18 protein-coding genes and 1 pseudogene are annotated in these 21,628 nt (G+C 73.3%); 6 read left to right on the plus strand and 13 right to left on the minus strand.

All coding sequences use genetic code 11. The features are described from left to right. Positions 1-126: 126 nt before the first annotated feature. Both AC6I72_RS04935 and AC6I72_RS04940 read left to right on the plus strand, forming a co-directional pair. A complete protein-coding gene (locus tag AC6I72_RS04935) occupies positions 127-717 on the plus strand; it encodes a TetR/AcrR family transcriptional regulator (protein WP_497999640.1) in 591 nt (196 codons plus the stop codon). Next, positions 714-2,156: an MFS transporter gene (locus AC6I72_RS04940; protein WP_497999641.1), complete on the plus strand. Its 1,443-nt coding sequence runs from the start codon at positions 714-716 to the stop codon at positions 2,154-2,156. The genes AC6I72_RS04935 and AC6I72_RS04940 overlap by 4 nt, the downstream gene beginning before the upstream one ends. Before the next feature lie 400 nt (positions 2,157-2,556). Here AC6I72_RS04940 and AC6I72_RS04945 read toward each other — a convergent pair whose 3' ends face one another. The 4 genes from AC6I72_RS04945 to AC6I72_RS04960 form a co-directional block, all read right to left on the minus strand. Beyond that, on the minus strand, positions 2,557-3,783 hold the full coding sequence (locus tag AC6I72_RS04945) for an MFS transporter (protein ID WP_497999642.1): 1,227 nt from the start codon (positions 3,781-3,783) through the stop codon (positions 2,557-2,559). Then, entirely contained in the window at positions 3,780-5,756 is a 1,977-nt protein-coding gene (locus AC6I72_RS04950; protein ID WP_497999643.1) for an ABC transporter permease subunit, read from the minus strand. The genes AC6I72_RS04945 and AC6I72_RS04950 overlap by 4 nt, the downstream gene beginning before the upstream one ends. A 4-nt stretch (positions 5,757-5,760) precedes the next feature. Then, on the minus strand, positions 5,761-7,317 hold the full coding sequence (locus tag AC6I72_RS04955; protein WP_497999644.1) for an ABC transporter substrate-binding protein: 1,557 nt from the start codon (positions 7,315-7,317) through the stop codon (positions 5,761-5,763). Positions 7,318-7,410: 93 nt separating this feature from the next. Further along, positions 7,411-7,884, minus strand: a complete 474-nt coding sequence (locus tag AC6I72_RS04960) for a GNAT family N-acetyltransferase (protein ID WP_498004594.1) — start codon at positions 7,882-7,884, stop codon at positions 7,411-7,413. Between the two features lie 220 nt (positions 7,885-8,104). Here AC6I72_RS04960 and AC6I72_RS04965 point away from each other — a divergent pair, with 220 nt between their 5' ends. Then, positions 8,105-8,920, plus strand: coding sequence for an SAM-dependent methyltransferase (locus AC6I72_RS04965; RefSeq protein WP_497999645.1), 816 nt, complete (start codon positions 8,105-8,107; stop codon positions 8,918-8,920). 80 nt (positions 8,921-9,000) lie between these two features. Here the strand turns inward: AC6I72_RS04965 and AC6I72_RS04970 are convergent, their stop codons facing one another. From AC6I72_RS04970 to AC6I72_RS04980, 3 genes are all read right to left on the minus strand, one after another. Then, the gene (locus AC6I72_RS04970) at positions 9,001-10,152 is read right to left on the minus strand and encodes an alpha/beta hydrolase (RefSeq protein ID WP_498004595.1); all 1,152 of its coding nucleotides are present in this window, start codon (positions 10,150-10,152) and stop codon (positions 9,001-9,003) included. A 117-nt stretch (positions 10,153-10,269) separates the two neighbouring features. Continuing rightward, positions 10,270-11,847 (minus strand): phosphodiester glycosidase family protein, encoded by a 1,578-nt coding sequence (locus AC6I72_RS04975; protein WP_498004596.1) that lies wholly within the window; start codon positions 11,845-11,847, stop codon positions 10,270-10,272. A 422-nt stretch (positions 11,848-12,269) separates the two neighbouring features. Beyond that, positions 12,270-13,448 carry a S1 family peptidase gene (locus AC6I72_RS04980; RefSeq protein WP_497999646.1) on the minus strand — a complete coding sequence of 393 codons (1,179 nt, stop codon included), beginning with the start codon at positions 13,446-13,448 and terminating at the stop codon, positions 12,270-12,272. A 276-nt stretch (positions 13,449-13,724) separates the two neighbouring features. On the opposite strand from AC6I72_RS04980, the gene AC6I72_RS04985 reads away from it, so the two are divergent. From AC6I72_RS04985 to AC6I72_RS04995, 3 genes and pseudogenes are all read left to right on the plus strand, one after another. Next, on the plus strand, positions 13,725-14,528 hold the full coding sequence (locus AC6I72_RS04985) for an N-formylglutamate amidohydrolase (protein ID WP_497999647.1): 804 nt from the start codon (positions 13,725-13,727) through the stop codon (positions 14,526-14,528). A gap of 206 nt (positions 14,529-14,734) precedes the next feature. After that, the gene (locus tag AC6I72_RS04990) at positions 14,735-15,586 is read left to right on the plus strand and encodes an NmrA/HSCARG family protein (RefSeq protein ID WP_497999648.1); all 852 of its coding nucleotides are present in this window, start codon (positions 14,735-14,737) and stop codon (positions 15,584-15,586) included. Between the two features lie 211 nt (positions 15,587-15,797). Further along, positions 15,798-16,169: pseudogene (locus tag AC6I72_RS04995) on the plus strand (sigma factor); the annotation flags it as partial. Positions 16,170-16,228: 59 nt separating this feature from the next. On the opposite strand, the gene AC6I72_RS05000 reads toward AC6I72_RS04995, so the two are convergent. From AC6I72_RS05000 to AC6I72_RS05025, 6 genes are all read right to left on the minus strand, one after another. Then, complete coding sequence (locus AC6I72_RS05000) at positions 16,229-16,405, minus strand: DUF6177 family protein (RefSeq protein WP_497999649.1); 177 nt, start codon at positions 16,403-16,405, stop codon at positions 16,229-16,231. Between the two features lie 244 nt (positions 16,406-16,649). Next, positions 16,650-17,045, minus strand: a complete 396-nt coding sequence (locus tag AC6I72_RS05005; protein ID WP_497999650.1) for a hypothetical protein — start codon at positions 17,043-17,045, stop codon at positions 16,650-16,652. 107 nt (positions 17,046-17,152) lie between these two features. Further along, the gene (locus tag AC6I72_RS05010; RefSeq protein ID WP_497999651.1) at positions 17,153-17,617 is read right to left on the minus strand and encodes a pentapeptide repeat-containing protein; all 465 of its coding nucleotides are present in this window, start codon (positions 17,615-17,617) and stop codon (positions 17,153-17,155) included. A gap of 116 nt (positions 17,618-17,733) precedes the next feature. Continuing rightward, positions 17,734-18,228 (minus strand): hypothetical protein, encoded by a 495-nt coding sequence (locus AC6I72_RS05015; RefSeq protein ID WP_497999652.1) that lies wholly within the window; start codon positions 18,226-18,228, stop codon positions 17,734-17,736. A 35-nt stretch (positions 18,229-18,263) separates the two neighbouring features. Beyond that, entirely contained in the window at positions 18,264-20,273 is a 2,010-nt protein-coding gene (locus tag AC6I72_RS05020) for a hypothetical protein (RefSeq protein ID WP_497999653.1), read from the minus strand. 508 nt (positions 20,274-20,781) lie between these two features. Continuing rightward, complete coding sequence (locus AC6I72_RS05025; protein ID WP_497999654.1) at positions 20,782-21,261, minus strand: DUF6507 family protein; 480 nt, start codon at positions 21,259-21,261, stop codon at positions 20,782-20,784. Positions 21,262-21,628: the final 367 nt, after the last annotated feature.

A 21,628-nucleotide genomic window follows, 5' to 3' on the forward strand; every position in this document is an offset into this window, starting at 1 on the left:
CGCGACCGTCCTGTCCATCCCCTCGCCTCTCCTCCGCTGCCCGTGGCCGCCGTCCGCGGGCGCGTGGCCGGCCGTGCGACCGACCGCCCGTAGACAGTGTCTACGCTCTCCTGGTAGACACTGTCCATGGATCAAGCCGAGAAGAACCCGGGCGGCCTGCGCGAGCGGCTGGTCGACGTCGGGGTGGAACTGGTGGCCTCCCAGGGGGCGCAGACGCTCACCCTGCGGGAGATCGCCCGCCGTGCGGGCGTCTCGCACGGCGCGCCGCGCCGCCACTTCCCCACCCATCTGCACCTGCTGTCCGCCATCGCGCGCCGCGGCTTCGAGGACCTGGCCGGGCGGGCCCGTGCGGCGACCGGGGACGGCACGGCGCCCCCGCGCGCCCAGCTCACCGCACTGGCCCGGGTCTATCTGGACTTCGCCCTCGGCGAGCGCGGCATGTACGAGCTGATGTTCCGTCACGACCTGCTGGAGAGCGGGCACCTGGGCCTGCGCGAGACGAGCCTGCCGCTGTTCGCGTCCCTGGTGGACCTGGTCGGCCGGGCCCGCCCCGGGGCCGACGCCCGCGCGGTCGCCGGTTCGCTGTGGGCCGGCCTGCACGGCACGGCCCAGCTGTGGGGCTGGGGCAGTCTCCAGCTCGCCACCGGCGCCGACGACGTCGAGCGCGTGCTGCGCACGACACTCGACGCCCACCTCGGCGCGGAGGACCGCGGATGACCCGCGCGCAACTGCTGACGCTGGTGAGCAGCGTGGCCGGAGCGGTGATCGTCGCCCTGGACGGCACGGTCCTCACCGTCGCGCAGCCCACGCTGCGCCGGGACCTGGACGCCTCGTACGCCCAGGTCCAGTGGACCAGCACCGGGTACCTCGTGGCGGTGGCGAGCCTGCTGGTGTTCGCCGGGCGGCTCGGGGACCGGTACGGGCACCGGCGGCTGTTCACCGTGGGGATGCTCGGCTTCGCGGCCACGTCGGCGGGCATCGGGCTCGCGCCCGGCATCGGCTGGGTGATCGCCCTGCGGACCGCCCAGGGTGTGTGCGGGGCGCTGCTGCAACCGGCCACGCTGGGGCTGCTGCGGGCGCGGTTCCCCGCCGACCGGCTCGGGACGCCGCTGGCGGTGCGCACCGGCGCGATCGGGGTGGCGGCAGCGGCCGGGCCGCTGCTGGGCGGTGCGCTGGTGGCCGGGCCGGGCTGGCGGGCGGTGTTCTTCCTGAACGTCGCACCGGCCCTCGCCTTCGGCCTGCTCGCGCTCGCCCTCCCCCGCCCCGTGCCCTCCCCCACGGTCCGCCGCCGGGTCCCAGGTGCGGGGCTCGACCTGCCCGGCGCGCTGCTGCTCGCACTCGCCCTCGGCTGCGCCGTGCACACCCTGGTCGCGCTGCCGGAGCCCGGCGGTGCGGGACCGGCCGGGCCCGTCGTCGCCTTCGTGGCCGTGCTGGGGCTCGTCGCCGGGGTTCTCCTCGTCCGGCACGAGCGCCGCGCCGCCGATCCGCTGCTGCCGCCGGACGTCATCGGTTCCGCCGCGGTCGGTGCCGCGGTCGCCGTCCTGGTGGCCGCGTCGGCGGCGCTGTCCGGGACGCTGTTCGTCGCCACGTACGTCCTCCAGGACACCCTGGGCCTCGACCCGTTCCAGAGTGCTCTGCGCAGCCTGCCGCTGGCCGCGCTGATGGTGCTCGCGGCCCCCGCCGCCCCGCTGCTGGTGCGCCGCGCCGGGGCCCGCCGGACGACCGCGACCGCGATGGCCGTGCTGGCGGCGGGCGTGCTGGTGCTCACCCGGGCCACGGGCGCCGTCGCGCTGTGCGGGGGCTTCGCGCTGCTCGGGGCCGGGTTCGGCACGGTGATGGTCACGGCGACGCAGGTCGTCGTGCGCGAGGCGGCCGTGGCCTTCGCGGGCGTCGCGGGCGGGTTGCAGCAGACCGCGATGAACGTCGGGCCCGCCCTGGGCGTGGCGGCGGCGACCGCGCTGCGCGGGCTCGGCGGCGGCGCGGGGCTGCCGCTGGCCGCTCTGGCCTGCGTGGCCGCCGCCGGGGCGCTCGCGGCCCGCGCGCTGCCGGAACACACCGGCCCGCGCGCCGGGCCGGCGTCCGGTCACGAGGCGCGGTCCACGGCGTCCAGGCGGGGCAGGCGGTGGCCGGGCCGCTCCCGCTTGGTGCGCCGGTAGGCGATGTCGTTCACGCAGGACGGGAAGCGAGGTGGGTGATCCACGACGCCGGGTCCCGACGGGTCCGGGAGTGCGGGATGGTCCCCGATCGCCGGCCCGACGGGTCTGGGAGCGCGGGGCAGTTCACGATCGCCGGGGCCCGGACGGGCCTGGGCTGCGCGGTTGTTCACGACCGCCGGGCGGGGCGGGCTGGGGCGGCCGGGCACGGGGGCCGGCCGGTCACCGTGCCCGGCCGCCCGCGTCGGCCCCCATGGACCTACGGTCAGGGGTGGGTCACGATCGCCGGTCGCCACGGGCACGTATGCGCGAGATGCCCACGATCATCGGATCCGATGGCCCAGCGGGCGCGGGATGTTCACCCCCGCCGACCGCGAGGGCCGTGCCCCCGGGGCGGGGCGGTTCACGCGCGCCGGGGCAGGATCCCGGCCGCCGCCACCGGTACGGCGGCCAGCACCAGCCAGGGCACGGCCGGCGGCAGGCCGGAGTCCAGGAGGCTGCCGCTCGCCGCGCTGCCGAGCAGCACGATCAGTCCGGAGACCGAGGACAACGCCCCGGTGTACAGGCCGAGCCGTCCCTCTTCGGCGAGGTCGGGTACCCAGGCCCGCGCGACCGGCGCGACGGCCATCTGCCCCAGGCTGAGCAGGACGACGAACCCGGCCGCGGGAAGCAGTCCGGGCGTACCGGTCCACCCGGCCGGCCGGGCCGCCGCCACCACCGCGAACCCGGCGCCGATCACCACCAGCCCGCCCGCCATGGCGCGGCGCGGGGTCAGCCGCCGTCCCGCCCACCGGGTGAGGGGCAGTTGCACGGTCACCGCGAGCAGCGACGACAGGGCGAACAGCCAGGCCAGCGGCGCCTGCGAACCGGCGGCGCGCTCCACCTCTGCGGGCAGGGCGAGGTAGAGCTGGTTGCAGGCGAGCAGACAGGCGCCGTGGGCGCAGCACAGGGCGAGGAAGCGGCGGTTGCGCAGCAGCGTCCGCACGCCGCCGCGTGCCCGGGTGCGGGGGCGCCCGGGGATGTGCTGCGGCAGCAGCCGGGCGTGCCCGGCGAGGACGAGCACGAAGACCGCGGCGCCGGCCAGGCAGGCGGTGCGGAAGTCCACCGCCAGCAGCAGCGCGCCGAGCAGCGGTCCGGCGAACGCCCCGATCTGCCCGGACACCGCGAACAGTGCCAGGACCCGGGTGCGGTCGCCGCCGCCCGCCTCCTCCCGGGCGACGGCCTGCCGGGCCACCTCCGACTCGACGGCCGGTGAGAACAGCGCGGCGGCGAACCCGATGAGCAGCACGGATGTGATGACCGACCAGGTGCGTTCGGCGTGGGCGAGCCAGCAGAACCCGGCGACGCGCAGCGCGCAGCCGGCCAGGACGACCGGCCGGACGCCGAAGCGGTCGGTGAGCGCCCCGCCGACGACGAACAGACCCTGCTGGCTGAAGGTCCGCAGGCCCAGCACCAGACCGACCAGCCAGCCCGCCATGCCGATGGCCTGTCCGAGGTGTTCGGCGAGGAAGGGAAGGACGGCGAAGAAGCCGATGTTGAAGGCGAGTTGGGTCCAGATCAGCAGCCGGAGCAGGGGTGGCAGCGGGATGCGTCCGGGGGCGGGGCGCAGGGCGGTGAGCAAGGTGGTCATCGCGCTCCCGCCCCTCCAGGGGGGGTGTCCGACTCCGCTGTGGCAGACGGTTGTCGGGCGGCTGACCGCCGGGGGCGCGGGCGTGGGGTGCCTCGCAGTCCTCCGGCCGCGGTCACCGCGAGGGCGCCCAGCAGGGCGAGTACGGCGGCGGGGGCGAGCACCGCCCAGGGGGCGCGTTCGGCGTACGGCTGGTTCTCGGCGAGCAGCAGGCCCCACTCGGGGGACGGGGGCTGGGCGCCGAGCCCGAGGAAGCCGAGGGAGGCCAGGGCGAGGGCGACCCCGGGCAGTCGGAGCAGGGCGTGCCGGGTGACGGCCGGGAGGACGGCGGGCAGCAGGTGGCGGCGCAGCAGGTGGAGGCGGCCGGCGCCCAGGCCGCGGGTGGCGGCGAGGTGGAGGGCGACGCGTTCCTGCCGCAGCAGGGCGGAGGTGTGGGCGGCGAGTGGCGCCCAGGCGACGGCGGCCACGGCGAGCGCGGGGGTGGCGGGGCCGCTGCCCCAGACGGCGGTGGTGAGGAGGGCGGCGAGGACGGGCGGGACCGCGTTGGCGGTGTCGACGAGCGGCCCGGACAGCCGGGGCAGCAGTCCGAGCAGGACGCCTGCGAGCAGGCAGGCCGCACTGATCGCGAGGGCGAGCAGCACGGTGTCCAGGGCTCCGTGTCCGACGCGGGCGAGCAGGTCGCGGCCGAGCGCGTCGGTGCCGAACGGGTGCCGGAGCGAGGGGGCCCGCAGCCGTTCGGTGGTGTTCAGGGCGAGCGGGTCGCGCGGCAGGCCGGGCAGGACGACGGCGAGCAGCAGGCCGCCGTGCAGAAGCGGGAGGGCGCGGCGGGCGCGCGGCCGGGGCGGGTGCAGGGTGGGCAGGGCGCCGTCGCGCACGGCGGGGCCGGTGAGCAGGCGGGCCGCGAGGCGGGCGGCCGGGGAGGCGGCGGCCGCGAGGAGGACGAGGACGAGGGCGCCTGCCTGGAGCACGGGCAGGTCCTGGGCGAGAGCGGCCTGGAGGGTGGTGCGGCCGAGCCCGGGGATGTCGAAGACCTGCTCGACGGCGACGGCTCCGCCGGTCAGCCCGACGGCGAACAGCCCGAGGTTGGGCAGGAGGCCGGGCAGGCAGCGGTGCAGGGCGTGGCGGGCGACGCGGCGGCCCGGCAGGCCGCGCGCGGCGGCGGCCTTCGCCCAGGGTTCGGCGAACGCGCCTGGCAGCAGGTCGTCCAGGAGCCGTCCGAGCACGGCTCCTGCGGGCAGGCCGAGGGCGAGCGCGGGCAGCACGGTCCAGCGGGGGCCGTACCAGCCGAGCGCGGGCAGCCAGCCGAGCTGCACCCCGACCACGGTGGCGAGCACGGAGGCGGTGAGGAACTCGGGCAGCGCGGCGAGCATCGCGGACGCCGATCCCCCGCCGGGCCCGCGCAGCGCACGCGCGCGGGCGCCCCGGCGCAGGGTGGGGGCGCACACGAGCGCGGCGGTGGCGACGGCGACGGCCAGCGCCACCGCCATCAGCAGCAGCGACGCGCTCAGGGCCCGCAGCACGGCAGGGGTGACCGCCTCCCCCGACAGCCACGACCGCCCGGCGTCCGCGCGCACCAGCCCGCCGAGCCAGTGCGCGAGGAGCCGCAGCGGGCCGTCGTCCAGACCGAGCCGGTCGCGGATGTCGGCGAGCACCTCGGGGGTGGGGTCGCGGTCCGCCGAGCGGGCCTTGAGGACGGTGAGCGCCGGGTCGGTGCGCGTCAGCCAGGGCAGCAGGCCGATGCCGCCCAGCAGGGCGGCGGCGATCCCGGCCCGCCACACGACGGCTCCCAGGACGCCCCGGAGCCGGCCCGGACGGCCGCCCCCGCCGCGACCGGTCCGGCCGGCGCCGTCTCCGCCGACGCCGTTTCCGTTGACGTCATCGCCGCCGGCGGCGCCGTTGCCGGCGGCGCCGTTCCCTGTGGTTCTGAGCCGCCCGCCGCCGGTGGTCCCGGCGGCGCTGTTCCCGGTGGTCGCCATGGTCTCAGCGGCGGGTTCCGGTGCCGACGAGGACCCGCTCGTACGGGTCGAGGAGCACGCCCTTCACCGAGGTGGCGACGCCGGTGATGACACGCTGGTGGACGAGCGGGACCACGGCGTCGGTGGCGAGGACCGCCGCCTCGGCCGCCATGGCGGCGTCCTGGCGTCCTGCGCTGTCGGCGGTCCCCTCGGCCTTCGCCACCGCCCGGTCGACTCCGCGGTCGCACAGCCGGGCCAGGTTGTATCCGCCGTCGCAGGTGTAGTCGCTCGCGAGCACCGCGACGGGGTCGCCCGTGTCGACGAGGGTGTTGCGGGCGAGCACGACGCCGTCGAACCTGCCCGCCAGCGCGTCGGTCTCCAGCCGCGAGTACTCCCGTACGACCAGCTCGACCTGGAACCCGGCCTTCTCCAGTTGCTGCTCGATCACCTGGGCGGCCTCGGGGAGTTCGGGCCGGTTGTCGTAGGTGGCGAGGGTGACCTTGGCCCCGCCGGGCGCCGCGGCCCGCGCCCTGCCCGCCGGACGGAGGCGCTTGCCCTCGGCCCAGGTGACGGCGGGTCCGTAGATCCCGGTACCGGCGTCGGCATGGCCCTCGTACACCCCGCGGGCGAGCGCGGAGGTGTCCACGGCGGCACGCGCGGCGGCACGCAGCGCCGGGTCCTTGAACGGTCCCGAGCCACTGTTGAGCAGCAGGGCCGTGGTGCGGGTGGTGGCGGTCTCCCGGCGGGTCGCCGCGTCGAGGGTGGCGGCCTGGGCGACCGGGACCGCCTCGGCGACGTCGACCTGGCCGGTGCGCAGCGCGTTGGCGCGTGCGGTGCCGTCGGCGACGAAGCGCGCGTCGACCCCGGAGGCCTGGGCGCGGCCTCCCCAGTAGTCGTCGAACCGGTCGAGCGTGGCGGACGTGCTGCCGTGGACCTCGGTGAGTTCGAACGGTCCGGTGCCGGTACCGACCGGGTCCACCCGCCCGTCCTTGCCGCCGTACGCGTCGGGGGACAGCACGGCCAGGCTCGGGCTGGACAGCCGCAGCGGGAGTACGGGGTCGGCGTCGCGGGTGGTGACGCGGACCCGGTCGCGGCCCTCGGGCCGGGCGGTGAGGGTGACGCCGGCCAGGGCGGCGGGCGCGGGCCTGGCCCGGGTGGCGTGGGTGAGGGCGGCGGCGACGGCGGACGGGGTGACCTGGGTGCCGTCCTGGAAGGCGGCCTCGCGCAGGGTGAACAGCCAGGTGCGGTCGTTCTCGCGCCGCCAGGACCGGGCGAGCGCGGGGGCGGCCGCCCCGTTGGCGTCGAGTGCGGTCAGGCCCTCGGTGACGCCGAGCCGGCTGAGGATCGTGGCGTCCGCGCCGTACGGCGAGAGGTTCTCGGCGGGCGGGAAGGCGAGTGCGACGCGCAGGCGCGTACCGCTCTCGGCGCCGCCGGAACCACCGCTCGCGCCGCCGTCACCGGAGGCGAAGCAGGCGGACAGAAGCGGGGTGAGCAGGAGGGCGGCGAGCAGCCGGGGGCGGGGGAAGGCCCGGTGCGCGCGGCGGGCGGGGCGCTGGGAGCGGGGAGGGCGACGGTGCGGCATGGTCCTCGTTCTGGAACTTGTGCTGAGGGCTGAGCCGGCAGACTACATGAAAATGATTTCCATGAGCTTCCCGGGGTGCAGGCCGTCGCCGCGTCACACCATGGGCACTTCGAAGTGCACGATCCCCTGCCCGCCGCCGCGATCCTCCCGCTCGTCGTGCACGACCTTGCCGAGGGACCGCCAGAACGCTTCCGCGCCGGGGACGGCCGGGTCGGTGTGCAGGTAGACGGAGCGGTAGCCGCCGTCGGCCGCCGCGAACGCGAGCAGTTCCCCGACGAGCCGCCGGGCCAGGCCGCGCCTGCGGTGCTCGGGGCGGACGTAGACGCGGCGCAGCTGCGCGGTCTCCCCGCAGGGGTAGCGCTCGGCGAGGTGGCGGGGGTTGGGCGGGTGCGCGGGACCGCGCGCGTCGAGGGCGGCGGTGCCGACGACGTCGCCCGCGGCGCCGTCGACCGCGACCAGCAGGGTGTGCCGGGCGGGGGCGAGGTAGGCGGCGGCCGGGTCGATGATGTCGCCGTGCCAGCGGGGCACGTAGCCGGTGCCGAAGTCGCAGTACACGGTGTCGAGCATCACCGCACGGGCGCCCTCCAGATCACCGGGTTCCGCGGGTCGGATGCTGTAGTCACACTCATGCACCTGCACATCATATGCATCAAGGACCGAGCCGGTCCCGGGGGGACGAAGACCGTGCCCGGCGGGCGTCCGCGGCATGCCAAGATGATGTCCTGACACTCACTCACCACGGTTCTCCCGGTGGCGGGTTGCGAGCCCAGGACGGAGCCAGGCAGCGATGACCTCCCCCAGCAGCGGCGGCGGCGCCCTCGCGCGCGAGATAGACACCAGCAAGCCCCACCCGGCCCGGATGTACGACTACTTCCTCGGCGGCAAGGACCACTACGAGGTCGACCAGCAGGCCGCCGAGCAGTTCATGAAGGCGGCACCGGAGGTGCGGGCGGGGGTCCTCGCCAACCGGCGCTTCATGCACCGCGCCGTGCGGCACGTCGTCGGCGAGGGCGGTGTCCGGCAGATCCTCGACGTGGGCACGGGCCTGCCCACGGAACCGAACGTGCACCAGATCGCCCACGCCATCGCCCCGGACACCCGCATCGCCTACGTCGACAACGACCCGATCGTCAGCACGCACTCGATGGCCCTGCTGGAGGGCACCGGCACCTCCGTGGTCCTGGCCGACCTGCGGGACCCGCGCGCCGTCCTGGACCACCCCGAGGTGCGCCGGGTGATCGACTTCGGCCAACCGGTGGCGCTGCTCCTGGTGGCCGTCGTGCACTTCCTCGCCGACGCGGACGACCCCGACGGCGTCGTGGCCATCCTGCGCGACGCGCTGCCCGTCGGCTCCTACCTCGTCCTGTCGCACGCCACGGGGGACGTCCACGAGGACCGGCGCGAGGACGCGGCGGCCGTCTACCGGCGCGCCACCGCCTCCCTGAACCTGCGCCCGCACGCCCGGGTGCTGGACTTCTTCGGCGACTTCACCCTGGTCGAGCCGGGCCTGGTGAAGGTCACCGACTGGCGTCCCGACGAGGCCCCCGAGGCCGGTGCGCCGCCGATCGGCATCTACGGCGCAGTGGCCCGCAAGGACCGCTGACCCGCCCCACCGCCGCTGCCGGCACCTGGGCTGCCCCCTCCCGGTGGGGCGGGAGGGGGACAGCGCGGGGATCACCGGTGTCAGCCGGTGACTCCGAGGGCGCCGAGCAGCATCGGCAAGGAGGCGTGCAACTCGCGTTGCCAGTAGGGCCAGCCGTGTGTTCCCGGGCCGTAGAAGTGCGTGGTCAGGTGGTGTGCGCCCACACGCTTCAGCTCGGCGGCGAGGGCGTGGTTCTGGCGGTTGAAGTCGGCCTCCAGGTCGCTGGTGCGGCCCGGCGGGTCCAGCGGGCCGGTGGTGCCGTCCCCGCACGACAGGTAGACGGGGAGCGCCCTGAGCCTCCCGGCGAGGTGGAACGGGTCGTGCGCCTGCCAGATGCGGCGCTGTGCGACCGGGTCGCCCCACACCCGCAGCGGATCGTCGCCCTGGCCGGCGAAGAACCCCATGATGCGCGCAACCGACTCGTCGTTCAGCAGCGGGTGGGCCGAGCCCGAGTAGGCGGCGACCGCCCTGAACATGCCCGGGTGGCGGGCGGCGTAGAGCAGCGCGCCCTGGCCTCCCATCGACAGGCCGGCCACCACACGGTCGGGGCCCGCGCCCCAGTCACGCTCCAGGAGGCGGCGCAGCTCCACGGTGTGGAACGTCTCCCAGGCCGGGTCGCCGCCCCGGCCGTCGTTCCACCAGTCGCTGTACCAGCCGTTCCAGCCGGCCTCGGGCATGACGACGAGCACGTGGCGCAGGCCGTCGATCCGCGCGACGTCGGTCATGGCCGTCCACGACGTGTAGTCCCCGCAGCAGCCGTGCAGGAGCCACAGCGTGGGCCAGTGCCGGTGGCGGTCGCCGGGGTCCCAGCCGTCGGGGGTGAGCAGCCGGACCTCGACCGTCCGGCCGCCCAGGGCCGCCGAGCGCACCGCCAGGTCGACCTGGCGGTCGGCGACCTGGGTGAGGCCCACGACCTCGGCGCCGCGCGGGCCCGGCGAACGGGGATCGCCGGCTGCCTCTGCCTGCCTGGCGCCCGCGGCACGCGTGGCGGGCGCGGCAGCCGTCGCGGCAGGGGCGGCAGCCGTCGCAGGCGCTCCGGGCGGGGCGCCAGTGGCGGTCGAGGCAGCCGTCGCAGGCGCTCCGGGCGGGGCGCCCGTGGCCGACGCCGGGCCCGTCGGCGCGAGGAGGAGCAGGACGGCGGCGAGGGCGAGCACGCCATGGGTTCGCAGGCGGGGGCGGAGGCGGGTGGACAGACGGGTGCGGGAGCGGGTTCTCGGACGGGACTCGACGGCCGGGTTCGTCTGGGTGGCGGGCACGGCGGCTCCTGCGGTGGGCTCGATGCTGCATGAACGTTTCGACAGGGGCGGGCGTCAGTGCCTGCGGGGCAGGATCATCAGGGCGTCTCCGACGGGCCGTTCACCGGCGGCGTCGGAGGGGTCGTTGAGGACCTTGCCGCCGATCACCATGGTGGTCGAGCCGCCGCCGTCGAGGTTCACCGCGTCACGCAGTCCGAGCGCCCTGGCGACGCCGGCGCTCTCGGCGATGCTGAGGCCCAGTGAGGCGGTACTGCGCCCGTCGGCGGTGACGAGCACGGTACGGCCCGCGGCGTCCACCCCGGCCAGCGTGCGCGGGTTGCGCTTGTGCACCCAGCCGTAGTACCAGCTCGGGTCGCCCGGGTGCACCATGCCGTCGGTCGCGGGAGTGATGTGGATCCTGCCGTCGCGGACCAGTTCGGGCCCGGCGTTCACGATGTCGGTCCTGGGCGACGGCGAGACGCGGTGCCCCTGCTCGTCCCGCAGGGTCGTCGCGACGCGCAGGTGGCCGCCGACGCGGGCGAGGCCGCTCAGTTCGGCGACGCGCCGGCCGGTCGCCTGGACGGAGCTGCCGCCGGACGGCAGCGGTCCGCCGCGCGGCGAACGCACCTCGACGACCCGGTGACGGGCGTCCATGACGGCCTCCAGCCCCTCGCCCGCCGGGGTGCTCGGCCCGAAGTCGGTTGTGAAGGCCACGAGTTCGTCGGGATTGGTGCAGGTGACGTCGTGCAGCGGGGCGGAGGTCGGCAGGTCGCCCGGACCGCCGCCGCAGTTCCTGATCAGGCCGGGCACCCGGTTGATGCCGCTCAACCGCAGCGAGGCGTCCCGCCCGGTGACGCTTCCCTGCCAGGTGAGCCGGGCGATCTGCGTCCGCCGGCCGTCGTCGTGCACCACCAGACTGGGGCGCCCGCTCACCGGTTCGCTCAGCAGCCGTCCGTCGTAGACGCCCACGCCCGCCGGGTCGCCCGGAGCGCCCGCGGCCGGGTCCAGGACGAAGAAGCCGGCGTTCACCGCCGCGGTCGCGCCCGCCTCCTCCGACAGCCGGCTGGTCGTCTCGCGGCTCTCCAGGTCCGGGCCGTACGACGCCTGGAGACTGCCGTCGAACCGCGACGGGTCGATGGTGAGCACGTCGATGTGCCAGGGGCCCCTGGCCGAGGAGTCGCCGTCCCAGCCGGTGTACACGGCCGATCCGGTGTACCCGGCGGCCCTCAGCCGTGTCCGTTCGGCCGTCGCGGCCGACTGCGAGCCGAACGAGCCGACGCGCACTCGCCAGCCGAGGGTTCCTCCGGCGTAGTCGGCCGCCCCAGGGGTCCGCACTTCCTCCGCGCGGGCCCGGAAACCGTGCCGCACGAGGTCCGCGGCCAGATCCTGCGCGCTGGCCTCCTCCTTGAGGACGGCGGGCGGTGCGTCCGGGTCGGGCGAGCCGGCACCGCCGGGGATGGTCACCTCGACCGTCCAGGACAGCGCCGGGGCGTCCTCGCCGCGCACGATGCGGGTGAGGGTGACACCCGGCTGAAGGGTCGTCGTGGTACGGGTCTCGGTCAGGTCCGCGGGGCCCAGGGGCAGGACGTGCCCGCCCCGCTGCGTTCCCGGGGGCGCCGCCGTGGACGCCTGCGCCGGCAGGGCGCCGAACATGACGAGGACGCCGAGCACAGCACCCGCACCGCACACTCTCTTCTTCACTCTGCACCGCCTGTGGGAAGGGATGTCGAAGATGGGGCAGAAGTTCGTCGCAACGGCCCTTCCCCGGGACGGTCACGACCATGCGCGGCGTCGAACGCCGGTCGCGGGACGCCGGACGCCGGTCGCGGGTCGCCGGTCGCGGGAGGTCGCCGAGTCGCAGCGGCTCGGCTCGACTCCGCTCGGCTCGTCCACTCGGCACCCGACGCCGGGTGCCGGGCGCCGGACACAGATGCCGGGCGCCGCATGCCGGATGCCGAGCGCCGTGCCGTCCCGGCGGGGCGTTCCGCCGGTACGGCACGGCCGCACCGCGCCCGCCGCACCAGGTGACCGGGAGGGGAGCCGGCCGGGCCCGGTGCGGCGGACGGGGTGTCACCTCACGCCGTGTGCAGTGTCAGCCCGTACCGCCCGAGGATCTCGTTCACCGGCTGGAACCACGTCTCGCCGCCGGAGCTGCAGTTGCCCCAACCGCCGGACGTGACGCCCTGGGCCTGGTCGCCGCTGATGAACGAGCCGCCGGAGTCGCCGGGTTCGGCGCAGACGTTGGTCTTGGTCATCTGGTGGACGGCGCCCTCGCTGTAGTTGACCGTCTCGTTCTTGGCGAGGACGGTGCCGCAGTGCCAGTGCGAGGTCGAGCCGGAGCGGCAGATCGACGCGCCGACCGGGGCCTCGGCCGAGCCGCGGACCAGCTGGTCGGAGACGGTCCCCCAGCCGAGCACGACCGGTACGGTCCACCAGCCGCTGCCCACACTGACCCAGGCGTAGTCGTTGTCGGGGAACGAGGAGCCCTGGAAGGTGCCGACGTAGGAGTGGTCCCAGCCGCTGACACCCATGCCGGGCCGGCCGCAGTGCCCGGCCGTGACGAAGCCGCCGTACACCGAGAAGCCGATGGAGCAGCGGACGTTGCCCGTGTAGTACGGGTCGCCGCCCACGGTTCCGGCGGCCAGCGTGCGCGGGGCCTGACGGGTCTCCTCCACGGTCACCGGACCGGCGGCGCGGGCGCGGGCGAGGAACTTCCTGACATCGTTGTCGCCCTTGTGTGCGGCGACCACGGTGACGGTGACCGCCCCGGCGCGCGGGTCCACGTGCCAGCCGCTGACCCCCTTCGGGGCGCGCAGCGCGTCCAACGCAGCCTTCGTCGCGTCCAGTCGGCTTTCCGTGTGGCGGGTGTGCACGGTCCGGGCCCCGGTGGCCTCCACCGCCGTGCGGCGGGTGTCGTCGGTGAGGGCGACCACCAGGGCATCGCTCTTCGGGTCGAACCACGAGCCGCCGTACGCCGCTCCGGCGGCCTTGCGCGCGGCCTGTTCGACCGTGCGCGCCGATGCCTCCGCGGCGAGGCGGGCCTTCGCCTGGCGTTCCGTCAGGTGCAGGTCGTGCCGGAGGGCGGAGACGAGGGCCGCGGACGCCGGGGCGCCGGCGGCGGAGGGGGCGGGAAGGCCGTGGGTGGGGGCGGACGGGGTGGCGGCCGTCGCCCGGCCGCCGCTCAGGCCGGCGGCCGCGGTGGCCAGCAGGACCGCCCCGGTCAGGGCGGCGCGCAGAACTGTCGTGCGTCTCATGTGGGTTGCTGCCTCTCGTCGTTCCGGTCACGACGGGACCTCGCCCCCTCGTGACGGTGGGGGTGGAGCGGAAGGGCACGCGGAGTGAGAGCGCTCTCAAAGGGGGTGCAGGGAAGAGGGTAGCCGGGGAGATAGATCAGGTCCATGCCAAGTTTAGGGACCTGTGCAGATCTTCTCGGCGTACGATCCGCGACGACCCCGCGCGCCGCGCCGCGCCCCGCCACCACACGCGACACATGCCGCCGGCAGGCGGTGCGCGCGACGAGGACACCGCAGATGAACGATCCGTCCCCCTCCTTCGAGTACCTGCCCGGCTCACCCGACTCCCCCGTCGTGCTGCACGTCCCGCACTCCTCACGGACCGTCCCGGCCGCCGTCCGGCGGGACATCACGCTCGACGACGCCGCCCTCGCCAGCGAACTGGACCACATCACCGACGCCCACACCGCCGACATCGCGGCGGCCGCCGCCGAGCGCTGCGCCGTCACCCCGTGGCGTTTCGTGAACCGCCTCTCGCGGCTGGTGACCGACCCCGAGCGCTTCCCCGACGAGCGCGAGGAGATGCTGGCCGTCGGCATGGGCGCCGTGTACACCCGCACCACGCACGGGGAGGAACTGCGCCCGGCCTCGTTCGACGGACGCCCCCTCGTGGAGCGGTACTTCCGCCCGTACGCCGCCGCCATGACCGAGGCGGTCGGCGAGCGGCTGGCGGCCGTGGGCCGGGCCGTGATCATCGACGTGCACTCGTACCCGGCCGAACGCCTCCCCTACGAGTTGCACGGCGACGGGCCGCGCCCCGCGGTCTGCCTCGGCAGCGACGGCTTCCACACCCCGGCCCGCCTCCTGGACCAGGCCGCGAAGGCCTTCGAAGGGATCGGCGACCTGGGGGTCGACAGCCCGTTCCAGGGCGCCTACGTACCGCTGGAGTACTACGGGACCGACCGCCGGGTCGGCGCGCTGATGATCGAGATCCGGCGGGACGGGTACATGCGCGAGCCCGGCGGCCCGGCCGACGGCCCTCGGGTGCGGGCGCTCGCCGACGCGCTGGCGCGGCTCGTCGACGCCGTGAGTACGGTCTGAGGCCGCCCGGGCCGCCGGAGGGGAACCGGCCCTTGCACCCCGGCCGGCCACGTGCTCGGCCGGCGTCCTTGACCGTGCGTGCACGAGATCGATTCCTTCAGTGCCCGTCTCGCGCGCGTCGGCTTCCTGCACCGCCGGTCGTGACGGAAGGTTACCGCTGGGGCCGACTTCAGATGCGATGCCCCGGTTGGGAAGGGAGTGCTTCCATGGTGGATGAGCCGATCCTGGTGCTCGCCGCGACGGGCGGACAGGGCGGGGCCGTGACCGACGCGCTGCTGAGCCGCGGGGCCCGGATCAGGGCGCTGGTCCGCGACCCCGGCCGGGAGTCCGCGCGGGAACTGGCCGGGCAGGGCGTCGACGTGGTGGCGGGCTCCCTGAGCGATCGCGATTCGCTCGCCGCGGCGATGAGGGGGGTGGCCGGTGTCTTCGCGTTCACCACGCCGTTCGAGGCCGGTGTCGAGGCGGAGGTGGGTCAGGGGCGGGCGATCCTCTCCGCCGCCGCACGGGAACGCGTTCCGCACCTGGTGTTCAGCTCGGTCGCCGGGGCCGACCAGGACAGCGGGGTACCGCATTTCGAGAGCAAGGCCCGCATCGAGGCGGAACTGGCGGCGGGCGATGTCCCGTACACGATCCTCGGGCCGACGTACTTCTTCGACAACGCGCTCGGTGGAGCCCGGCGCATCCTCGACGGCGTCCTCGACCTGCCGCTGCCGCCCGACCGGCCGTTGCAGCAGCTCGCCCGCCCCGACCTCGGCGCGTTCGCCGCGAAGGTGCTGCTCGACCCTTCTCCGTACGTGGGGCAGCGCATCGAACTGGCCGGCGACGCACCCACGCCCTCGCGGATGGCGGCTGCGCTCGGCGCCACGCTCGGACGGGAGGTCCGTCATGAGTACGTACCGCTTTCGGCCATCGACAACGCTGACATGCACGCCATGTGGGCGTTCCTGAACGGGCCCGGCTATCGCGTCGACATCCCCGCCCTCCATGCGGCTCACCCGGACATCCACTGGACCGGCTTCGCCGACTGGGCACACCGCACCTTGGCGAGCGCCCGCTGACCCACGTCCTGGAAGCGGAGTTCCCGGACACCGTCTCGGGGACCGGGCGGTGCCGACACACCGGCACTCCGCTGACGGTTGTCGTCGGCCCTGCTCGCCCGGCTGACCGGCGAGGCCTCGGATCCCGGGCGGATTGCGGACGGATCCCGGAGGGATCCCGGGCAACCGAATCCGCCGGAACGGTGGTCCGGAGGGCGAGGGAGGGTGCTTGATGAGGGCCGAACAAGAGGCCCAGTTCCAGGAGTTCGTCTCAGCGCGGTGGTCCCGTCCGGTCCGGACCGCGTACCTGCTCACCGGCGATGTGCACCACGCCGAAGACCTGACGCGGACGGCGCCGGCCAAGGCGTACCGCTCATGACGGCATGTCTCACGCAGCGACAGCCCGGAGGCGTACGTCCGGCGGATGCTGGTCAACTGCAACAGCGACCGGTTCCGCAAGCGGCGGGTGAGGGAGGCTCTCCCCGCGGTGCCGCCGGAGGTGGCCGGGCACGACGAGGCCGTCTCGTGGACCGACGAGCGCAGAGCCCTGCTCGCGGCCCTGGCCGGACTGCCGCGGAAGCAGCGGGCGGTGATCAAGACAAGAACTACGACAAGCGGCTGCCGTAGCGCCACCCGGCCGGGGCGGCGTGCGGGGGGCCTCTCCTACAGCGCGCCCCGCAGGTGCCGCAGCAGCGTCTCGAAGTCGGTCCAGCCCTCTGCCGACTCGCCGTCCCCCAGCGGGCAGTAGTAGCCCGGCCTGGCCGCGGCGCCGAGCCGTACGGGGGCGGCGGTGAGCGGCGGGCGGGCGGCGATGTCGGCGTGGTCCCCGTGGTCGGTCAATCGGTCCTTCGGCCAGTGCCGTCCGGATGAGCCTGGCCGCCTCGCCGCGGCGGACGAGCGTGCCACGACCGAACGGCCAGGTGCTGGCGTAGTCGCCAGGGAAGATCTGGCCTTCCTGGCACGGTCGCCGGTCATGACTAGTGCGGTGGGTTCGCGCCGTGAAGGTGACGCGCCGAACGCGCCCGCGCCCCATTCGACGGCGAGCTGTTCGTCGCCGGGAGCTCAGGAGTACCGGCGGACGGGCTTACCTCTGCTTGCATGACCGGAGTTCCTGAACTTCGTCTGTGAGGACCACGAGGCGCTCCTGCTCGACAGGCGGCACTATATAACCCGTAGTCTCGGCATTTGCTCGAAATTCGTCCGGAAGTACGACGTGGTGCCTGCGAGCGTAGAACGAGAGGTCACCACGCCATACCCACTCCCCGTCCGTCAACAGTGACCCTCCACCTATGATGCTTGCGCCCGAGCCGAGGACGTCATCGACGACGCCCATGGAGGAAAAGAGAATGTGTCCACCACGGAGATAAGAGGCGATCTCCCCCTCGTTCGCCTGAGGCACGTCGGCCACGAACGAACGGATGCTGTCAGTGGCCTGCGAACACGACGGCCAGAGCTCACGATAGAAACCGAGGACCTTCACCGTGACACTCCAGTACCCATCGTCGTCGCGGAGTCCGGCCAGCAGGTCGCCCAGAGTTTCGAGGGGTGACTCGGAGTCGCACGCTCAGTTGGAGAACCCGGCATGGGTCAGGGGGTGAGAACTTCCACTCGCGCCCCGCGCTCGTTCAGCCAGATCTCAAGGTCCTGGCCACTGACCTCTCGCACACCTTCTGCCCACGCTACGCGGGCAGGGCCGAAAACGGTGCCCGTCATCCCTTCGACGGTGCTGCGGTCGTCCAGGAACACCTTGAAGGAGGTCTCCCGAACGGTCGCATGGGCCAGGTCTGCCCCGTACAACTTGGTCTCCAGCAGGGCCGCGCCCTCCAGCTTGCTCCCTCGCAGGCTTGCCCCGGTAGCGTCGGCCCCCCAGAGCTCCGCACTGCCCAGGTCCGCGTCGTCCAGGTTCGCTCCGGCCAAGGAGGCTTCGTCGAGAACAGCCTTCACGAGGCTGGCGCCAGAGAGGTCGGCTTCGGCGAGGACGGCCCCCTCGAGATGGGCGCGATAGAGGTCACAGCCGGAGAGATTGGCTTTGCGAAGGACCGTCTCCGTCAACAAACCTCCCCCGGTGTCCGAGGATCTTGAGGTCCTCGGACACGGTGAACGGTGGTGCTCTCAACTCGTCCCTGGCGTAGTACTGAGCAAGGTACACAGCCGCCACGGTGCTGAGGTCAGTTCGCCTCTCTGTCCACAGTGTCCAGCACCGCGGGGTCAACCTCCACGATGGGTTCTGGTGCAAGATTGGCCTGCCAAGTACGCAGCGGCACGCGCCGCAACTCGAAGTCGGCCACTCCGTTCTCCACGAAGAACACACCGCCGCGTTCGTACAGCACAACGAGCGGCTCATAGGGATCCGGCAGGTCCGGGAGCTTCATCTCAGTGGATTCACGAAGTGCGGCCCAGTGCACGGCTGCACGGCACATGCGGCGGGCGACGAATTCCGGCACGTTTCCGTTGGTGAACTCATCCAGCCGTTCGATCAACCCGGGATCGGCACGGACCAAGGGGTCGACGCGTTCCGCGATGTCGAAGAAGGGCCAGCGTTCACTGCCGCCCAGGTACTCCACCCACAGGGCAGCTCGCCGAAGGAATTCACGCATCAGCAGGGTGCGAGATGCGGAATTCCTGTCTCCTGCGGCGTAGTCGCTCCAGTTGATGGCGGTCAATCGATTGACCATCGACTCCGCCGAACCCGTTCGCGTCACAGGTTCAGTCCCTTCTTGATCGCGTCGACCAGCAAATCAACGTTTGAGAGGTCGTCCAGGATAGGCTCGGCAGGGGGCTCGATTCCAATCCTCCGCCAATGGCTCAGCGCACCCACACCTTCAGTGACCATCGGAGTCGCCCTGAGTGCTGCGGGCGCAACGTCGTGTGCACCGATGAGGCTGTGATCGCTGAGGTAAGCAGAGTCGCCCTCCCACACGCGCGGATCCAACGATCGGTACGGCATGCCCATTTCCATGAGCTTGTTCTCGACGTACTCATGGGCCACATGATTGCGGAACTGCGCCTGCTCCATGTCGCTGAGCTTGTTGGCCTCAGCCTTCTTCCACAGGTCCGCGATCTGGCTGTCAGGGGTGAAGAAGACATTGTGCCGCATGACGCCCAGCTCGGTCTCAACGTTGTGTCGCTGGAGGAAGAGGTTCTCCTTGGCTGTCTGAATCACCGAGGGCTTCATGCCGGTGTTCTCGGCGATGGTTTCCACGTTGCCCCTGCTCGACAACGGGTCACGCATGTCCTCGTAGAATCGGAGTGCCTTGGCATCCTCGTCAATGGGGTTCTGGGCGTAGTGCACTTCTTCGCCCTTGTAGTGACCCCAGTTGTCAGCTCCGTGCGGGCCATGGTCCGCGTCCAGCACACCGGGTCGATCGTCGGCGTGGAGACGAGCCAAGTCGTCGGCATTCTGGCCCGTTGCGCCCGGCTCCCCGGCGTGTGCCGGATCGTGCCCGCCAGTGTTCGGGAAGGAGTGTCCCGGAGTATCGCCCGAGCCATGGCCTGTGACATGGCCGTCGGTCGACTCCCCGCCGGTACTTTCTCCGTGTCCCGGGGTTCCGGAGGACTCGTGGCTGACGTGCCCACCTCCGGCGTGCGAAGAACCGTGCCCGCTACCCCCTCCAACGGGTGCCGAAGCCCCGTCACGAGCCGAGGGGACGTGCCCCTGTGCCCCTCCGCGAACATGGTTTTCCGCGGGCAGCGACGCCCCGTGGCCGCCGCCATTGACCGGGGCATGTGATCCGTTCCCGGCATGGACGACGTTCTCCGCGTTATCGCCGCCCACATGCGCCGGCACTGGCTGGTCCGCATGGACCGGCGTGTGCGGCGGCGAGGCAATGTGCGACGGCTCAGAGAGCCGCGCCGCACGTTCCGCGGCCGAGGACTCGACCGGGATCGGGTCCGGGTGCGGCTTGCCCTCCGGGGAGAGCATGGTGCCGTCTTCGTGGAGGACCGAGCCGTCCGGGTAGCGGACGGACTTGTCCGAGATGGTGACCGGGGCGTGCGTCTCCGGGATCTTGGGCGAATCCGCGCCGTGGAGGAAGTCCTCGGCGGCACCGGAATGGAGTTCCCTCAGGCCCGCCATCATGTCGCCGACCTTGAGCTTGGCGAAGCCCGCGCCCTTGCCGACGTAGGTCATGGGGTCCACGAGCCGCCCGGTCTTGCCGAAGGCGTTCGCGACCTTGGCGGCACGGCCGGCCGCGGAGGCCGCCTCGCCCGCCTCGCCGGTCCTGGCGGCCAGGGAACCGGCCTTGCCGAGCTTGAGGAGAGAGCCGGCGCCGACGGTGAGGACGTTGAAGGCGACGGTGCCGCCCGCGCGGGACGGGTTCGTCCCCCACTCGTCGTAGGCGATGAGGGACTTGCCGAAGTCGCGCAGGGCCTTCTTCTGGCGGTCGGTGTCGCTGTGGTCCGCCGGACCGAACATCTTGTCCATGGCCCAGTCGTAGAGCGTCATGACGTACGCGCTCACACCGCCGAAGACGTCCCCGATACCCTCCCATGTCTTGGTGAAGGTGTTCCAGTCGAAGACGTTGACCATGTGACCCAGGCCCTTGAGGGTGCCCCAGACACCGTCGACGAAGAAGCCCTTGACGGCGCCGCCCACATTGCGCTTCGTCCACTGCCAGGCGGCGGCCAGGCCGGTGTACTCGCGCTCGTCGACCTTGCCCCAGGGCGTGTCGTCGGCCTTGGCCGCGTCCTCGGCGTCGAAGCCGTACATACCCTTCTGTGCGAGCCGTCGTCGGCGATCCAGCGCGTACCGCCGACCTGGCCGTCGATCTTCGTGGCGGTCGAGCGCTCGAGTTCCTGGAACTCGCCCCAGACCCGGCCGATCTCGTGGACCAGGTGCGTTTTCTTGGCGATGTTCTTCTGGTCTTTCCGCCAGTCGTCGTCGTCCTCGATCGACTTGCGGAAGGCGGCCGCCTCACTCCTCAGCTGATCCATGCGCTGGACGAGCGGCCGGGCGTCCTTGGCGAAGGCCGGCAGGGCGACGCTGACGGTCTCCAGCTTCTCCGCGAGGGTGTCGGCCTTGTCCCGGACCGGGATGGTGGTGTGGAAGAGCTGGTCGGCTTCCGGGGCCGTGTAGCAGGACACCAGTCCCTGGAAGTCGTTGTGGACGTCCCGGCCGGTGTCACGGATGTCGGACGCGGCCTTCTTCAGCGCGCCGGCGTCCTTCTCCAACTGGTCGAGGTCACCACTGAATTCGGGTATCTGGCTGAGGTCGCCGATCACTTGCCTCTGTCCCCCTCCGCCTTGACCGGAGGGAGCTTCGGGTCCGGGACGGCGTCGTGCTGGGCGTTGGCCGCCATCGTCAGGTCACCGGCGACGTACTCCGCGGTGGCCTCCGCCGCTCCGCCGATCGACTTGGCGGCGCGGGCGGGGAGATAGCGCAGGTCGTCGAACGTCTTGTCCGCGAACTCCTGCAGCGCGGCAGCGACAGGGCCCGGCGTACCGCTCTTGGGCGCCACTCCCGGGGCCATCGTGCCCGCCGACTTGGCGGCGCTCTCCAGGCCCTTGGTGTAGGCCGTGAACGCATCCTCGAACTTCCCTGTCCCCGGTCTTGCCGAGGACGCCGCGGACGGATTCGACTTGGATATCCCACTCGGACACGTATGACCCCGTTGTGTGTTCCGTCGACCGATGCCGCCGGTCGGCGCCGCCGGGCGATGCCGTCGACCGCGGCCCCCGCCCCCGAACTGCTCGCACATGTCTACCAAATGGCTCGCGAGGCGCACAAAGCGGTTAGCCAGTCGACAGCGAGCCCGCGACCGGACCGTGCGGCTCGCTGCCGGTTCGTGGCGATGCCGCAGCACCTTCCGCCACGAGACGCCGGTGGGCTCCTTGGGCCTGGCCCGAGCACGCACCACCACCCCAGGCGGCCAAGAAAGCGGCGCGGAAGAAGCTCGACGCACAGCCCGCCGTCAGTCGACGGAAGCCACCCTCGATCGGCGTACGAACAGATTCAGCCGATCACTGCGGGTACTAGAGGCGCTACGCTGCGCATTCAGGGAGCCTTGAGCGTCACCAGCAGCTTCGAACACACAACGAGGGCCGCGACCGTAAGGTCGAGGCCCT

The organism is Streptomyces sp. Xyl84, assembly GCF_059731885.1.

Excerpts from the sequence above, each read along its gene's own strand:
- AC6I72_RS04955 (WP_497999644.1), bottom strand. The coding sequence starts at position 7,317 with ATGCCGCACCGTCGCCCTCCCCGCTCCCAGCGCCCCGCCCGCCGCGCG.
- AC6I72_RS04980 (WP_497999646.1), bottom strand. The coding sequence starts at position 13,448 with ATGAGACGCACGACAGTTCTGCGCGCCGCCCTGACCGGGGCGGTCCTG.
- AC6I72_RS04960 (WP_498004594.1), bottom strand. The coding sequence starts at position 7,884 with ATGCTCGACACCGTGTACTGCGACTTCGGCACCGGCTACGTGCCCCGC.
- AC6I72_RS04935 (WP_497999640.1), top strand. The coding sequence starts at position 127 with ATGGATCAAGCCGAGAAGAACCCGGGCGGCCTGCGCGAGCGGCTGGTC.
- AC6I72_RS05025 (WP_497999654.1), bottom strand. The coding sequence starts at position 21,261 with ATGTGCGAGCAGTTCGGGGGCGGGGGCCGCGGTCGACGGCATCGCCCG.
- AC6I72_RS04975 (WP_498004596.1), bottom strand. The coding sequence starts at position 11,847 with ATGTTCGGCGCCCTGCCGGCGCAGGCGTCCACGGCGGCGCCCCCGGGA.
- AC6I72_RS04990 (WP_497999648.1), top strand. The coding sequence starts at position 14,735 with ATGGTGGATGAGCCGATCCTGGTGCTCGCCGCGACGGGCGGACAGGGC.
- AC6I72_RS04985 (WP_497999647.1), top strand. The coding sequence starts at position 13,725 with ATGAACGATCCGTCCCCCTCCTTCGAGTACCTGCCCGGCTCACCCGAC.
- AC6I72_RS04940 (WP_497999641.1), top strand. The coding sequence starts at position 714 with ATGACCCGCGCGCAACTGCTGACGCTGGTGAGCAGCGTGGCCGGAGCG.
- AC6I72_RS04950 (WP_497999643.1), bottom strand. The coding sequence starts at position 5,756 with ATGGCGACCACCGGGAACAGCGCCGCCGGGACCACCGGCGGCGGGCGG.
- AC6I72_RS04945 (WP_497999642.1), bottom strand. The coding sequence starts at position 3,783 with ATGACCACCTTGCTCACCGCCCTGCGCCCCGCCCCCGGACGCATCCCG.
- AC6I72_RS04965 (WP_497999645.1), top strand. The coding sequence starts at position 8,105 with ATGACCTCCCCCAGCAGCGGCGGCGGCGCCCTCGCGCGCGAGATAGAC.
- AC6I72_RS05020 (WP_497999653.1), bottom strand. The coding sequence starts at position 20,273 with ATGTACGGCTTCGACGCCGAGGACGCGGCCAAGGCCGACGACACGCCC.